Consider the following 15,172-nt stretch of genomic DNA (forward strand, 5'->3'; position numbering starts at 1 on the left):
CGAGCCGGATCCGACGTGTCCATCTCCGATTGAGCCACTACAGCCCTTCTAGCAGCCGTGACTTTCACGACGGCTTCCTAGATACGACAGCCGTCCGCCGCATTGGTGCGCTGAGCCGGCCACTGCGAAAACCGGACACTGGTAACGCTTAAAGTTTGCGGTAGTCTTCAACCTATGTTTTAAGCCGTGGAGCCAATCGATGGAATTTGCTGGACGGCCACCGGTATATGATCTACATCGTGCCAGCGGAGGCACTTTTGGTCACCCACGTCAGGGCCTCGACTGACCGCTTCCGTTGAGGTTTATTCAATGCCTGCCCGCACGCGCTGTCGTTCGCTCACGAGCTATGCTTGAGGGCAGGAATCGAATAAACCCAAACGCTTACCGCCGATCGTCATCGAGCGGATCAAGAAAAAGTTCCGGCAATTCCCGAGTACAGGCCCAATCCGACGGTAATGGCGATCACCGCTCCGGCCAACAACCCGTAACTTCCCCTTAGTCGATACGGCTCGGGCAGGCGCCGGGCGAGCAGGTACAGGAAGCCGAGCACGATCGGCAACAGCAGCGCGTTCATCACCTGCACGCCGACGCCCATCGAGACCAGGTTCGCGCCGGAGCCCGCGATGAATGCGGCGATGATCAACACCGCGGTATAGGTAGCGTAAAACCACGGTGCTTCGCGCGGCGTATGTTCAAGCGCATGCCGGTAGCCCATTATCTCGCCAAGCGCGCGAGCCGCAGTCAGCGTCACTACGATGGCGGCCACGAGCGCCGCGCCAACCATTCCCATGCCGAACAGCAGTTTGCCGGTCTGCGCGCCAAGGAACGGAGTAATGGCATCACCGATTTGCTGCACTGTGTCCAGCGGTTTGTGCAGGCCGGAACGCGCCAAGGTCGCTGCTGTGACCACCAGCACGGCCGCCATAATCAGCTGGGTCAATACCGCGCCGACCGCTGTATCCCAGCGAGCGGCGCGCAGGTCTTCAAGATGGAGTTTTTTCTCCACCACGGCCGATTGCTGATAGAACACCATCCACGGCATGATCACAGCGCCAATGTTGGCTGACAGAAGGAACAGGTAGTCGTGGTTGCCGAGCGGCATGCTGGCGAGCTCGGCGTGTATGCTCGAGGCATCCGGATGGGCGCGCCAAGCCACCAGCACGAACACCAATTCGAAAGCGCCAAGCAGAATCGCGATCCGTTCCACCGACAGGTATGACCCTGTATACGCCATCCAAGATAGCCCGACGACCGTTAGCGTCAACGTAAGCCAGGATGGAATGCCATACATCAGGCCAACTCCGGCCAACCCGCTCATCTCTGATAACAAGGCACCTAGGCAAGCCAGAATCAAGGTGCCTACCGACAGCCATGCCCAACGGGCGCCAAAATGCTGCTTGATCAGATCGCCGTGCCCCTTGCCCGTGACCATGCCGAGGCGAACGGTCAACTCCTGAACGATGAACAAAACCGGAATCAACAGCAGTTGCAGCAGCAATAACCGGTATCCCCATTGGGCGCCACTTTGCGCCGCGGTGATGACGCTGCCCGCGTCCGTGTCGGCCAGCATCACGACCAACCCCGGCCCGGCGATGGCGAGAACTCGGAGCCACCAGCGCGATCGCGAGGCGAGTATGGGTGAATTCATTGATTTATTGAGAATACGATTCATTACTGGAAACCAGATGATCGCGCGCAATAAACATGGCGTGAATGCGACCATAAGCCGCAGGCGCCGGATGCCAAAGTTGCTTTTCGTCCATGCCATCGGCCACGGGGCGAAAGCTGTCGCTTGGTTTCATGAGGTGTGTGACTCATAGACATCGTTTCAACCAGCATGAGGCGATGGACCGCGAAATTGCCGCGCGATTCCGATGGGTACGGATGTGTCACGAACCGGTAACGCCGGTCTCGTCTGCGCGCGGTGTGGCATCTCGCTACCAACCCTGCGCAAGTGGCTACGTCGCTTCGGGGATGCTGGATTGAAAGGGCTTTGCTCTCAAAAGCCACCGAGAAACGGATCCGCGTCTGGCACAAGCAGGAAACGGCGTGCCGTGCAATCGCTGAAGTGCCTGGCATCGGCAGACTGACTGCAACAGCGCTGGTGCTACGATCGGGGATGCAAAGACGTTCAAATCTGGCCGCGATTTTGCGTCGTTTCTCGGACTCGTTCCACGGCAAAGCGGCACCGGAGGCAAGGTCCGGCTGGGCTCAATCTCGAAGCGAGGAGACCCCTACCTGCGCACCCTGCTAATCCACGGTGGGCGCTCGGTGATGTGTCACACCCAGGTTCCAACAGCATGGCAGAAAGGAATTCGGGAGCGACGACCAGCCAATGTAGTAGCGGTGGCCCTGGCCAACAAAATCGCACGCATCGCGTGGGCAATTCTCGCTCGCGGCGGCACGTACGAGAAGCATCACGTCAGTGTGAAATCTGTTTAGCACGGAAGCAGTAAGTCCAAGACCGTAGTCTCGATAGGTTGCTGAGGTTGATTGACATGTGATGGCGAAACAGGTCGGACCGCAGGAACGCAAACCTGAACACACCTTGTACTGACAGGTACGTGGCCGAGATGAGGACGTTCCTGGAGTATTCCATCAGGGCCCGCAGTTTCGGCTTGCAAAAGGCCGCATATGAGACCGCAGCCGACACCTCGTTAGCACATCACATCAAGATCAAACTGGCAAACCGGGCGGCGTCCATATAAGGGTGTGTGAAAACGCATCGCCGGGTCAATATCCCGTGCAGATCAACAGATTGAGCTTACGTATCAGTTGATCCTGTCGCATCGGCGCACCGACCTTCACAGTTTGGCTCATCTTGTGCAAAAAGCGCTGGACGTTCGCTCGGGCAGGCTTGATGAACAGCTTATCGTTGCGATCTTTCAATGACCGTCTATGTTCAAGGAAGCGCTACTGTCCCTCGATTCGCGGTTTAATCAAAAGCCTAGATGTGGGAGGGCTGTGCCAAGCCAGGCGTATCCATTTGCGTGCTCCGTCGGAGAAACCGAGTGTGCAATTCCGGTTTACCGCCGGTCGGGCTTACTGCTACTGCCCTCCCATGTAGCATCTGGATAGGAACTGTTGCATTCGTGGCATGGCCATCTATTCTTGGAAAGATCGGGGTCTAAATCTCGCCCTTTGCCACCAGTCCTTTTCTACTGAACGGCGCAAGCAATACGATCGAATTAAATATCCGGGAGAATATTCCATGGAGATTCTAAAACTTGTGATTATTCTTGGCTTCATTTTTGGAATCGCCAAGGGTATCCAGTTCTTCAGCCGCCATTGTCGGCAACGATTTGGCTACCGCTTTTTCACCGCACGCGGATTCTGGCTTGCGGCCATTGGCATCAATCTGCTCTGGTGGGGACACGTCGCGTGGGGCACAGCCTTCCTCCATCATGAACCGACGTCGGGCGGCGTCGTCCTCATGGCACTGGGTCTGGCAGCAGTCGCCTGGTTGATCTACGAAAACATCCGGGACACGAACCTACCGTATGGCGCAGGTGGATCGGTCCTCCAGCTCGCGCTGTTTTTCCCGGTGGCGCTCTACGGTGTTCCCCTTCTCGTGATCGCCCTGCTGCTTTTGCTCTTCGCGACATTCAAAGGAACGCCGGCGTGGCTCATCGATCGATGAGCGATCCCGGTCGAGCGAGACTGCATGCCCGACCTTCCTCGCGACCAGCAGCCTCTACACTGTCGGCTCACCCTGTCAAAACAGCCCCGTTGGCTCATCCGCCCTGCTCCAACTGTAGAAGATCAGTTCCCCACGCGGTCCAAGGGCCTCCGCACCGCCGACCATGTACTGAATTTCCACACGCTCAAAAATCATCGTTGACGTCGTTCAATACCTCGCCCCCTGCCAGCGGCCGCATGAAGAATAGCGCTGCGGCGGCGGCAAAGACCTCGACATAGCAGGTATGCGGGGAAACCGGGGAATCAGGATATCGGCCCGACGATGTATGCCGCCGATCCACGACATGATATGTGCAGCCGTTACGCCTTCCCGACATCAACGCTCCACGTCCGGCCCGTCGACATCCGGACGATCTGTGGGGTCCGACCCCTGACGACCCGATTGCTCGCGTCGGGTATCCAGCCCGCGCCCTAGCATCGGCCGGTCTCGCTGCACTGGCATGCCGCCAACGAAATAAGCCATTTCAACGGCCATTGCACGATCCTCACGCGCACGCGACCTCGCCATCGCGTAGGCTATTTCTCGCCAGCCGGCAAATACAGCACCATGGGCGATCCAGCGCGCGTCGCGTTGCGCATCAGTCGGCCACGGCTTCCAGTATCGCGGCGTTTCACCGCGCGCGATCAGATGAACGACGTCAGGCTTCGGATACCGCTGCGTCACGCCGCGCGCGCGCCGCGGCGTCGCATTCGCGTCAACACCATGCACACGCAACGCTTCCGCAAAACGCTCGCGCCAGCGCTGGAGATCCTTGTGGCGCGGATTGAGGCGGCGACCGTCCGGGCCGCGCACCTGCACGCTCATATGGACATGCGGATGCGCCTCGTCGTCGTGCGCCGCGAAAACGTACGCCCGGCCATCTCCGAACTCGAGCGCCGCGAAGTCCCGCGCCGCATCGCGCACCGCCTGCCGGTCCGTTCCGGGTGGCATCGACAAAAGGATGTTGAAAACCTCGCGCCGCGTGCTGGTCTCCGGGATACCCCACCCACCAAGCTCCCAGGTCTTCGTGAGATCGCGGAGGGCATCCTTTCCGGAAATACGCTCGCCGTTCTGGTCTTCCAGCTCGATCCTGCCATTACGGGAGATGTACCGTAGGTGCCGACGCACGGCACCCATGCCCTGGGCGCTGGCCGCCTTGTTGGTGATCTTGACCATGACCTCCGGAGTGCGCCTGAGGGTGCGGGCAATCTGCGCGCGCATGCGGGCGCCCTCGTCCCGAATGCCCACACGCGAGAGCTGCAACGCACGTGCATGCCGCAACGGCTCCTGAAACAACCGATCGCCCCAGTTCACGAGCATCGCATCGATGTAGATTTTCGGATATGGCATGTCAGCGACTCCATCGATCGAGGTTCGCGCGCATGACAGCGACCGTTGCACGCAGGTGGTCGTCGATACGGTTTCGCGTCTCCGCCCAGTCGACCGTCAGATCCTGACGCGAGAGTTCTATCCCACCAGCGCGCGCGAGCTGGCTCAACAAGCGGCTGATCCCGGCGAGCTGCTGGCTGGACACCGACAGCGCGCGCATCTCGTGCTCGCCCAGTTGAGGCTGCCGCGTCAATTGCGCGCGAACCAGCGACACGATCCATCGATTCCCACCGAGACCCAACGCAGCGGCACGCTGTTCGACCGCGCCCAGTTCCGACGCGGTCAGCCGGATTTCGATGCGACTGCGCGGCTCCCCGACGACCGGCCGGGGCAGGCCCGGCAGGAGCGCGCCGGATTCTCCATCCGGATCGTCGTTGACCGCAATTGCGATCAACTGGCGCACACCCTCAGCCGCCGTCAAACCCCGCCGTGCGCACCAGTCGTCCCAGCGCACTCTGACAGCCCCGAGTTCGACACACAAACGCTCGCGCGTGACCACGATTCACCTCAGCGGGACGGCGACGGGGATGACGGCTCAACGGGTGTCCGGTCGATCTCGCGGGCAGGCGTGCGCTCCGAAACGGCACGCTTACGACGATCCCGGCCCGATGGCGCGGTCGGATCGAATACCCTCGGTGTCGGGACCGGAATGCCCTCGTGCTGGAATGCAGCCAGCATGCGCTCCGCACGCTGCTGCACGCGAGCAACGGAACGCTCGCTGAACCCTTGCTCGCTCATGGCAGCCGCCAGCACCGCGACATGCAAGGCTCGTTCGCGCTCCGAATATTCCGCGTCAAGTCGGCGATGCGATTCCTCCGCGGCAACAGGCTCGGCACGCAAATCGGCAGATCGGCTCTCGCGGCCGGCCGACTCGTCGGATCGTGACGGCAAGCGAGCGGCTGTCCGATCCCTCTGCGCGACCTGCACCTGCCACGTATTGCGATAGACGTCCTTCTCCTCTTCGCCGATCGCCCTGCCTTCCTGATCCAGGATGGGCAGCCGCACAGTGACGAAGCGCTTGCCGAGGTTTTCGAGAGTGACCTGCTGCCCGATCTGACCATTAGCTTCGCGTATCGCACGCTCCAGATCGACGCCCCACACGACCTGATCGATTCCGGCCTCATCGCGAAACACAACGTAGTACGAGTCACTGCGTGCGGGGTTGTGCTGGTACGGGGCGCCCCCATGCTCACGCAGTTCGCCGACGTACCGTCGAGGGACGTCGGCCTCGTCGTTGGCAGCGTTCCGGTTTGCTTCAGGGATAGCCGGTTTCGATGCAGGCGCATGGACTGGCGCGGAAGACGCGGTTCCGTTGACGGTCGCGCCGATGTTGATTCGAGGTACGGCCGAAGCGACGGCCGGAACGCGATCCTGCTCGGTTGCATCAGCCGTTGCGCCGACCTTCGGCGCCACCTCGACGCGATTGTCCAGCCGCGCCTGCCGGGCATTCGCCAGACGCGCCAGGTCTGCGGCTTTCGGCTCGTAGCCGCTCACCTCGATACCGAGTAGCGTGCCCTGCAACCACGCCTCGCTACGAAATGCCTCATGACCCGACACACGAATGCGTCGCCACAATTTCGCCTGCACCATGTCGATCATCGACTCGACCACGTCCGGCCGGTTGTGTTCGGTGACGAGGTACGGCCCCAGATCCTCGAACGCAAGCTGATACGGCGCGTCCTTCAGAAAATACTGATTGCCCGCGCGCAGATAACGCTTGCACACGCGTTCGGGCGGCTGGTCGAGCAGCGCACGGACCCGATCCGCCTCGACCGTCGCCCCGGTTGGCGATCTGGTATCGGCCTGCTGTGGCGTGACGGCATCGTCACGGATCGCCTGATCGCGCAACCGCGCGCGGGCAGCACCGAACTCGCGCCGGCGTCGGGCAGATACCGCATCCCTCGCGGCCGAGTCCAGCCCGTCCCGACGTTCGTCCGCAGCCGCCGGGCCGCCGCCGCTGTTGCCCGGCACGTCCGGTTCGATCACGTTGATGACCGGATCGGCCTCGTGAGCGGAAGTTGTCTGAGCCATGTCACCACCTCCCATCCTTAAGATCCGCATTGCACGTGAGCACAACTGCCGTCTTTTATCGGTCGGGCGTCGAGTCTGCTTCGCGCGACGCGTTCTGTTCCCGGGATTTCTCCAGCGCGGCCGCCCGCGCCTCCCGGATACGTGCCCAGGATCTTGCCTGCAACTGGTCGAGCATCCCCTCCAGATTCGGGCTGTAATTCAACTCGCGGGCGGACTTTTTCAGCGAGCCGACGGCGCGTTCCAGCAGTTCGCGCGCACGGTCCCACGGATAGACCCGGGCCTCGCCGCCGTCATAACCAACCTGTAACTCGGAACCGTTCAGCCGCGCGTTTTCGTCCATCCACTTCAGACGCTCGGACACGAAGGTCATCTGATCCTTGCGATGGAACACGACGCTGCGCGTCGCGACCTCCTGGATCAGATAGTGTTCCGTGTTGAACACCTCGCCGCGATAAGGGCCACCGTTCTCGCGCGGCGTCCCCATCCTGAGCGGCGAGCCGAACCGGTGCTCGGCCAATGCCCTGACCTCGTTTGACACGTCACCCACGCCAAACAGCGGCTCGCCGACCGGCGGGCGCGTCGACGCAAACAGCGGCGGATCCGCAACCGGCGCAGCAGCAGCCGGCGACGACGCCGCAGGGGCATCCACCGAGGAGGGCACCGAGCCGGATGCCCCGTCCGTTGCCGGCACCTCCGGCGCCGCCTGTTTCGGCGCACTAAGCTTCGAGGACCGGCGACGGGGCTTCCCTTCCTCGTCGGCCAGCAGCCTTTCCTTGACGTTGCTCATCATCCTGTCCTCCTCGCGCTCATCCACCTCAACCACTGTCACGCCGGATGCGGTGGAGACACCCGGTTGACCCTCCGCCTTCACGACAGAGCGGACCACGGCGCGCAGATGTGCGCCGACGGCATCAAAGCCCGACAACACCGCCATGTCGCTGAAATCGGTCGGCACCTTGTCGTCGATGCGCGCATCAGCGGCAAACGCCGGCCAGGCCACACGGGCGTGAGCCGCTTCCGCAGCCTGCCGCGCCTGCGCCTCGCCACTGCCCAGTTCGCCGAGTACGATCAGGTCTGCATCGGGATACCGCTCGCGAAGGTTCGTTGCCACCATCGACAGATTCCCGCTCGAGAGCGCCGCCACCGCGGACCAGCCTGTCGCGCGCGAAACGGACAAGGCCGTCGCCATGCCTTCAGCGATCAGGATCCGCGACGATTCATTCGTCGGAACCAGTGTCGGCTCCGTCATCCAGTAGCCGCCCCTCTTTACGCCGCCGGCCAATGACGATTTCCGCCCGTGTTCGTCGATCAGCTCCAGTGTCGAGATCGGCCCGTTCCAGACCGGCACGATCAGCACGCGCCCCATCAGAGGTTCTTGCTCGCTGGCCGGCGCATAGCCGAGCAGTGCGTGCAGCTCCAGTGCATCCAGCTCGTGCAGCGTGTCCATCGGCTCGAGGCGCTTGCGCACGAGATACGGATGCTCCGGCCCGACTGGCCTTGCCCACTGCCAAATCGACACGGCCTCTCGCGCCACTGCCGCATGGCGCGCCTGCCGTTGCGCCTCCTCGCGTGCGCGTTGCGCCAGCACCTCCGGCGACGGTGCAAGCACGGCGGCCATGCGGTCCGGATAAGCCGTTCTCTTCAGGTCGAAACCATGCTGGCGCGCCTGCCAGAACAGCGTGGCGAGCGTCTTGCCGCCCGATGCGCTGACCGAGCGCCATGTAGTTCGGGCCGCGCGCTCGTTATAGTTAGCGGCCGTTCGACTCCACGCATCCCAGATTTCAAAACCCTCGTCGCCGAAGCCCTGCTTGAGCGCGAACGCCATGTCGACCCAAGTCTCATAGTCGTCAGCGGGTATCACGGCCAGCGCGGCACGCGCACGGTCCGTCTCATCCACGAAGGGGGTCGTCATTGCAGCGCTCCCATGGCTCGTGAGCCGTCCGCGGCTGCGCGCCGCGCCGGCTCAACAAAATCGAGTTCCGCCACATCGAGATCGTCGACGCTCAGGTGACGTCTCGCCTGCACCACCTGGCGGGCCGGGACACCCAGCAGCATGAAATGCCGTTCCACGTAGGCCACGGCCTCCTCCTCGCTGATGTCGGCGAGGTTCGACGGCAGGTCACGCGGCTCCCACGCCTGCAGCACTTCCAGGTACTCGGGTGGCAGATGGATCAGCCCCGCGCTGTCCTGTTCGATCTCGTTGGGATGCAGATCGCGCAGCCGGCGCTCGACCACAGCGCTGAAATGGACCAGATTCAGTGCGGGCACGGAGGGCGCGGCCGTGACGCGCGACGCAAACTCGGGATCGCGCCAGTAGCAGATCTTGTCGGCCAGGATCGGCCTGGTGTTTTCGAGCACGATGATTTCCTTGTCTCGACCGAGTTCCTTCAGCTCCTGCGGCAACAGCAACGGCCGGCGCTGCTCTGACACGCTTTCGCTCGACCCGCCCCGGCTCCCGAAAAATCCATTCGGGCGGCTGACGCTGCGCGATTGGTCCGTGAACGTGCCGAGCATTTCCGAGTAGTCGTTCGCATCCTTCTGCTCACGCGGCGCATAGAGGATCTGCATCGCGTGGTTCGTGATGAAGGTGCGCGCGTCGGCTCGTCCGTAGACCGACTCGAGTTGCGCGATCGACTGGACGATCGACAGCAGACGCAGGTTGTAGCCCGACATATAGGCGACCGCGCGCGCGATGATGTGGATCTTCCCGATCGACGTCATTTCGTCGAGCAGCACGAGGCACTGGAATTTCAGCGCGGGATCGGCTTCGGGCAACTGCTTCGTGTTCAGGTTGACCAACTGCGAGAACACTAGATTGACGAGCAGCGCCGCCTCCGACAGATGGTCGGGCGTGATGCCGATATAGACCGACATCCGGCGGCGACGGACATCGCGCAGGTCGAAGTCGTTTGAACTGGTTGCCGCGTCGACGATCGGATTGGCCCAGATCGTGAGCGGCGCGTTGAAGGTTGCCAGCACACTCGCGAGCACTTTGTCGTCGTTCGACAGGAAGCGATTTAACGCATCGACACATTGCCCCGAGAGCAAGTCGCGATGCTGCAACAACGCGCGCTGCAGCCAGGTTTTCACCGGCATGCCATTGCCTGATGACTGCCGTAGCACTTCGCCCATCGTGACCGGGTAGTCGGGAATCGACGTCCCCCGACCGGCCTGGCGCGCGTCACGCCATTCGCACAACAGGAGCACGATGCCGAGGAACAGGTTTCGCGCCTGGTCCTTCCAGAAGTCATCGTGGCCGCCCGGCGGATAGAGGGCATAACCGATCGCAAGAATGTCGCCCACTCGGAACAGGCCGTCCGAGATCGCCGACAGGGGATTGTAGCGATGCGTGCGGCCGTCTTCGGCGAACGGATTGAACAGGTATACATTCTGTCCATGCGCACGCCTGAAGCCAGCCGTGGCCGCATAGTTTTCCTGCTTGATGTCGAGCACCACCACCGAATCGGGGAAATTGAGCAGATTCGGGATCACGATGCCCACACCTTTACCCGAGCGGACGGGCGCCGCCAGAAGCACGAACTGTTGACCGGCGAAGCGCAGGTAACGCCCGCGCCATATGCCAACCACAATCGCTGGCGCGGTATCGAGGTGCGTGCGCATCGTCATAGCAGCCCCGCCCGACGGATGTCCGACTCGCTTGCAAAGCGCGCGCTGCCATAGAGACGACGGCGGTTCGCGCTCGCCCATAGCGCATGCAGACCCAGGATCGGTCCACCGAAGGACAGGAGCACGCCAAACAGCGCCGCTCTCGCGAGCTTGCGACCGACGTTCGGCATCATCCCGTGCCGCCAGGCCAGCGCCGCATCGAGCCAGCCCCACAGTCCCGCGTGCAGCGGATTGATCCGCAGGCTTGCGTACAGGAAAAACGACGCGAGCCAGAACGATGCGGCTACTCCACCCATCAGGCAAGCCAGCACGGCCAATGTCATGGCGGCTGTCCTGGTGTGCTGAAGCAGCGAGGAAGACGGGTGGTTCATCGCCGCTCCCTAGACGAATGCGGTGCGCGCCTTGCGCACCGGGTCGAACCAGACTTCCGTCATGCCCCACTGCCTGCCGGTCTGCTCGCCCGCTGCATTGAAGACCGGGCGCGCATCCATGTGCGCGACGACATCGATGGTCAGGAACAGCAGGCGCTTGAGCGCGGCATCGTCCCAGGCAGCGGCTTCCGGGTGTTCCTTCGCCATCAGCGCGAAGCGTTCGATCGCGACCGTCGCATTGGGCGCGTGGTAGCTGGTGATCGAACCCGCGTGCCCGGTCGTCAGAAGCTTCAGGAAGTCATAGGCTTCGGCGCCGCGCAGCTCGGCGAGCAGCACGCGATCCGGGCGCATGCGCATCGTGCTCGCGATCAGATCGGCGGGCGTCACGCGCGCCCGGCAGTGGCCGCCCTTGCTGTACAGCAGGTGGACGCAGTTCTCGATGTGCCGGATGAACAGCTCGCGGACATCCTCGATCGTCACGATCCGCTCGGTCGCCGGGATCGAGCGGCACAGGGTCTTCATGAAACTGGTCTTGCCGGATCCCGTATTGCCGACGATCGCGATGTTGAGCCGGCCCGTGACCGCCCCGTCGAAGAAGCTGCCCCAGTCGTGCTCTTCCAGGCATCGAACCAGCTTGCGGTCTTCGGCTCGCAATGCTGGCAAGGCTGAATCAAGCCCATCCGGACGATGCCAGACCGTGTCGTCGAACAGCCCCTCGTCACGGTGCGCATCGAGCGTCTTCTCGCGTGCGGACGGCCGACGGATCGTCACCGACACCGTTCGCGGCGGCACGACCGGCGGTACCACGATCTGGATGCGCGCATCACCCGGCAGCAGCGCCGACAGTATCGGATGCTGGGACGAGATTTCCTGACTGGTCAGCGTGGCCACCGCCACGGCGAACGACATCAACCGGTCGAAATCGAGTTCGTGGCAATCGTGGCCATACCAGCCAAGCGCATTCTCGGTCAGCACACGTTGCGGCCGGTTGATCACCAGTTCCGTCACGTCGAGATCGTCGAGCAGCGGGGCGAATGGACGCATCAGCTCGCGCACCGATGCGTCGTCGGGCAGCCGGGCCAGTACCGGGTCACGAGATGCATCCGGCAGGTGGATATGCGGCATCATCGCGTGCCCTCCGGCTCCAAGGCATACACCGATCCGAAGTCCAGATCGCGCGCGACGACGATCGTGAACTCCGTGGCCTGGTTCTGCGTCAGCGTCGGCGGAATATTGATCGTGCTGTCGAGCACGCGCGTGGCCAAGTCGTTGCCCTGCTGCTGCGTGTTCTCATACATCACCGACCCGCCGGAGTTGCCGCCGCGGGTCGACAGATAGCCAATCGCGTCCTGGGTGAGGCCGAGCAGGATCGCTGCGCCGATGCGCTGGCGCCAGTGGTTGTCCACGTAACCGTCGATGCCCATGCGGCCGAGCGCGTCGGCCGCGGGCGAGTCGATCTCGACCGTGATGCCGTGGGGCGTCTCGATACGGGCCGACAGCACGAACACCCGCTTCTGGCCTGGCGACAGGTTCGAGCGATATTGGCTGTTGATCTGCGAACCCCGCTCGATCAGCACGACACGGCCATCGTCCGAATACACGTTCTTCGTCACCGTGCACGTCGAGATGCCGGCCTCGGTCGAATCGAACGCCGTATCGCCCGCGCAGTCGATCTTGGCGCCCTGCGCGAGCATAAGACTCCGGTTGCCCAGCGTCCCGGCCCGAACGCGCTGCGTGACGGTTGGCGTCAACGTCTGGGCGAGCGCGCCGCCGGCCGGCCCCTGGGCCAACGCTCCGGCAGCGCCGCTCGCCGCGACTACAACTGAGGAAGCCGCGCCCGCCATCCCGTCTGGCAGCCCACCCGCGGACTCCTGTCCACCGCCCGTTGCGAGCAGCGGCGCATCGAAGTAGCTGCGGGTTGCCACCGCGTGTGTGGCGCGAGCAGGCGCGGCAGCCGGGGCCCCACCCGACGCCGGCGTGGAAGGAGCCGCAACCGCGCTCGGCGGCACCGGGGCCAAGGCCGCATGATCGACCGACGATCCAGGCAGATCCTTGAACACGCGTCCCTGGGAAGACGTATCGGTTAGCGTGTCGCGCCTAGCCTTCGCTTCGGCATCGTGGCGCGCGAGAAAGCCATGCACCGTCCAGACGGCGCCGGCGCCGACCATCACCACGATCACGACCGGCGTCAGCCACCAGGCGCGTGGGCGGGCACCACGGTATTGACCCAATGCGGGCATACCGCGATCCGAAGTAGCACCCGATGTCCCCTCGTTCTGACCACTTCGAAGCAGCGAACCGGGCGGATCGTCGGGTTCGATCACATTGCGCGGGGGTTCGTCATTCATCATCATGACTCCGCAGAACGCGCTTTACCCCATTGACCGTCGTGCCGTCATAGGGCGGCACGCCGTCCATGTCGTAGGCGTCGTTCCAGATGCCCACGACCTCATTGCCGAGTCGCAGCACGAATCGTTTCGCGACCTCGTGCACGACGATCGTGTCGCGTTCGACGTGCCTGTCGACCACGCTTTCCGTGCCGTCGTCGGCCACCCGGAAAATCGCCGGCATGCGTCGGTTGTTCGGGATGCGCAGATACGTAAAGCGCCCGTCGTCCCATGCCGCAGTCGGTGCGATGTCGTCGGAGTCCGGCATGACCTGCATCGAGTACCGCGCGTTGCGCACGGTGGGCAGCTGCGCCAGGCGCTTCGCGACCCGCGCCGCATCCGAATCCCCCTGTCCCTGCGTCGCCAGCTCATCCGGATAGACGAATGTCACGCGGTACATCTCACGGTCGTTGCCGAACCTGGCCTTGAGCGGGAGCACCACCAGATCGAAGCTGTAGCTGTGCCGGTCGGTACGGATCTCGAGATTCGAGTCGTGCGCGGCGAGCTTCGGCTTCAGGTACACGTCGTGATCGCCCTTGTCGGCGACCACCTGCCAGCCGTCCCGGTCTCCTGGCGCGACGACCAGGATGTGCTCATGGGAATCGAGTGCGATGTGCGTGGCAAAACCGCGCTGCGCCTCGATGCGCACAACGTCGTCCGCGCGATAGATCACCTGGCGAACGCGCGAGTCGTCGTTCCATCCAGGCAGGTCGAACGCGTAGGTCGTACTTGAGCGCAACACCGCAACGAGCACCACGACTAAAGCAGGCGTTCTCATGGCGTGCCCCCGACATTCGAGGCGGAGGCCGCAGCCGGCGGCGTATATTCGGGGTCGCGACTGTAGGCCGTGACCTTGAAACCGAACGGATTGGCAATCGCCACGCTTTCGCGCGTGAATACGGGCGGCCGGTAGGTGTAGGCCAGCGTGATCACGAAACGCTGCGTTGGTTCGGCATGCGCCTCGCCGTTTTTGAACGATGTGCGCTCGACATGCACGACTGCATGACCGGGTTCGTCGGGCGGCAGCGTGATAGAGAGGAGCCGGATGCGCCGCTCGATGCCCGGCCCCAACTGCCGGTCCAGCGCATCGGGGCCGCTATAAATGCCGCGGTAATCGCGAGCGACCACGTCGTCGCTCATCGCAAGGACGCTGTCGTAATCCATCTGCAGCAGCCCCCAGTCGTAGCGCTCGCGTGCGCGCACATAGGTTTCGACCCAGTGCTTGTCCTGGATCTCCTTCGTATGCACGTGGCGAGCATCGAGCACGTCGATCACCTGGGATTCGCCCGTCAGGCGATCGACCTCGATGGGCAGCGGCACCACGCGATAGAACGGCACCATCACCGCCAGCGCAGTGGCGCTGAGCACGGCGACGCCGATCGCTGCATAGGCGACATGCCACGCGCGCCGTTCGGAACGCTCCTGCAGGTGGGTCAGCGACGCCTCGATGTCGAGCACGCGCCCGTAATCGTGCGACGCACTCATGACCGGTCTCCGGCATCCGAGCACGCGTGCTGATCCGGAGCCGCCTGTACCGTGGCTGGTGCTGCAGTTGGCACATCGGGCACCGGCGGCACGCGGTTGACCGGCACACGATGCAGCCCGTCCGGCAACACGGGTTTCGTCGGCCCGCTACTGCAGGCAGCCAGGCTCCAGGCGACGCAGCAAGCCAGTGCAAAAGAGGTCAG

Annotated in this window: 13 protein-coding genes and 3 pseudogenes; 3 read left to right on the forward strand and 13 right to left on the reverse strand. The window is 63.2% G+C overall.

The features are described 5' to 3' along the window. Positions 1-406: 406 nt before the first annotated feature. Positions 407-1,672, reverse strand: coding sequence for an NRAMP family divalent metal transporter (locus QFZ91_RS08455; protein ID WP_429566947.1), 1,266 nt, complete (start codon positions 1,670-1,672; stop codon positions 407-409). Further along, positions 1,653-1,802, reverse strand: coding sequence for a hypothetical protein (locus tag QFZ91_RS08460; protein WP_429566948.1), 150 nt, complete (start codon positions 1,800-1,802; stop codon positions 1,653-1,655). The genes QFZ91_RS08455 and QFZ91_RS08460 overlap by 20 nt, the downstream gene beginning before the upstream one ends. A gap of 43 nt (positions 1,803-1,845) precedes the next feature. On the opposite strand from QFZ91_RS08460, the pseudogene QFZ91_RS08465 reads away from it, so the two are divergent. From QFZ91_RS08465 to QFZ91_RS08475, 3 genes and pseudogenes are all read left to right on the forward strand, one after another. Further along, positions 1,846-2,003, forward strand: a pseudogene (locus QFZ91_RS08465) (helix-turn-helix domain-containing protein); the annotation flags it as partial. 8 nt (positions 2,004-2,011) lie between these two features. Continuing rightward, positions 2,012-2,442, forward strand: a pseudogene (locus QFZ91_RS08470) (IS110 family transposase); the annotation flags it as partial. A 769-nt stretch (positions 2,443-3,211) separates the two neighbouring features. Next, positions 3,212-3,640, forward strand: a complete 429-nt coding sequence (locus QFZ91_RS08475; protein ID WP_429566949.1) for a hypothetical protein — start codon at positions 3,212-3,214, stop codon at positions 3,638-3,640. Between the two features lie 190 nt (positions 3,641-3,830). Here the strand turns inward: QFZ91_RS08475 and QFZ91_RS08480 are convergent. From QFZ91_RS08480 to QFZ91_RS08530, 11 genes and pseudogenes are all read right to left on the reverse strand, one after another. Beyond that, positions 3,831-3,985 (reverse strand): annotated as a pseudogene (locus QFZ91_RS08480) (DNA adenine methylase); the annotation flags it as partial. A 30-nt stretch (positions 3,986-4,015) separates the two neighbouring features. Beyond that, a complete protein-coding gene (locus QFZ91_RS08485; protein ID WP_429566950.1) occupies positions 4,016-5,029 on the reverse strand; it encodes a relaxase/mobilization nuclease domain-containing protein in 1,014 nt (337 codons plus the stop codon). Position 5,030: 1 nt separating this feature from the next. Further along, positions 5,031-5,471, reverse strand: coding sequence for a plasmid stabilization protein (locus QFZ91_RS08490; protein ID WP_429566951.1), 441 nt, complete (start codon positions 5,469-5,471; stop codon positions 5,031-5,033). A gap of 104 nt (positions 5,472-5,575) precedes the next feature. Further along, positions 5,576-7,099, reverse strand: a complete 1,524-nt coding sequence (locus QFZ91_RS08495; RefSeq protein WP_429566952.1) for an LPD7 domain-containing protein — start codon at positions 7,097-7,099, stop codon at positions 5,576-5,578. 55 nt (positions 7,100-7,154) lie between these two features. After that, positions 7,155-9,011: a PriCT-2 domain-containing protein gene (locus QFZ91_RS08500; RefSeq protein WP_429566953.1), complete on the reverse strand. Its 1,857-nt coding sequence runs from the start codon at positions 9,009-9,011 to the stop codon at positions 7,155-7,157. Further along, entirely contained in the window at positions 9,008-10,726 is a 1,719-nt protein-coding gene (locus QFZ91_RS08505; protein ID WP_429566954.1) for a type IV secretory system conjugative DNA transfer family protein, read from the reverse strand. The genes QFZ91_RS08500 and QFZ91_RS08505 overlap by 4 nt, the downstream gene beginning before the upstream one ends. Next, positions 10,723-11,097 (reverse strand): hypothetical protein, encoded by a 375-nt coding sequence (locus tag QFZ91_RS08510; protein ID WP_429566955.1) that lies wholly within the window; start codon positions 11,095-11,097, stop codon positions 10,723-10,725. The genes QFZ91_RS08505 and QFZ91_RS08510 overlap by 4 nt, the downstream gene beginning before the upstream one ends. A gap of 9 nt (positions 11,098-11,106) precedes the next feature. Continuing rightward, positions 11,107-12,225 carry a P-type DNA transfer ATPase VirB11 gene (gene virB11 / locus QFZ91_RS08515; RefSeq protein WP_429566956.1) on the reverse strand — a complete coding sequence of 373 codons (1,119 nt, stop codon included), beginning with the start codon at positions 12,223-12,225 and terminating at the stop codon, positions 11,107-11,109. Beyond that, on the reverse strand, positions 12,222-13,445 hold the full coding sequence (virB10, locus tag QFZ91_RS08520; protein ID WP_429566957.1) for a type IV secretion system protein VirB10: 1,224 nt from the start codon (positions 13,443-13,445) through the stop codon (positions 12,222-12,224). The genes virB11 and virB10 overlap by 4 nt, the downstream gene beginning before the upstream one ends. Further along, complete coding sequence (locus QFZ91_RS08525) at positions 13,438-14,262, reverse strand: TrbG/VirB9 family P-type conjugative transfer protein (RefSeq protein ID WP_429566958.1); 825 nt, start codon at positions 14,260-14,262, stop codon at positions 13,438-13,440. The genes virB10 and QFZ91_RS08525 overlap by 8 nt, the downstream gene beginning before the upstream one ends. Continuing rightward, positions 14,259-14,969, reverse strand: a complete 711-nt coding sequence (locus QFZ91_RS08530; RefSeq protein ID WP_129956342.1) for a virB8 family protein — start codon at positions 14,967-14,969, stop codon at positions 14,259-14,261. The genes QFZ91_RS08525 and QFZ91_RS08530 overlap by 4 nt, the downstream gene beginning before the upstream one ends. Between the last annotated feature and the right edge of the window lie 203 nt (positions 14,970-15,172).

This window comes from Paraburkholderia sp. JPY419, assembly GCF_050435705.1.
GTDB lineage: Bacteria > Pseudomonadota > Gammaproteobacteria > Burkholderiales > Burkholderiaceae > Paraburkholderia > Paraburkholderia youngii.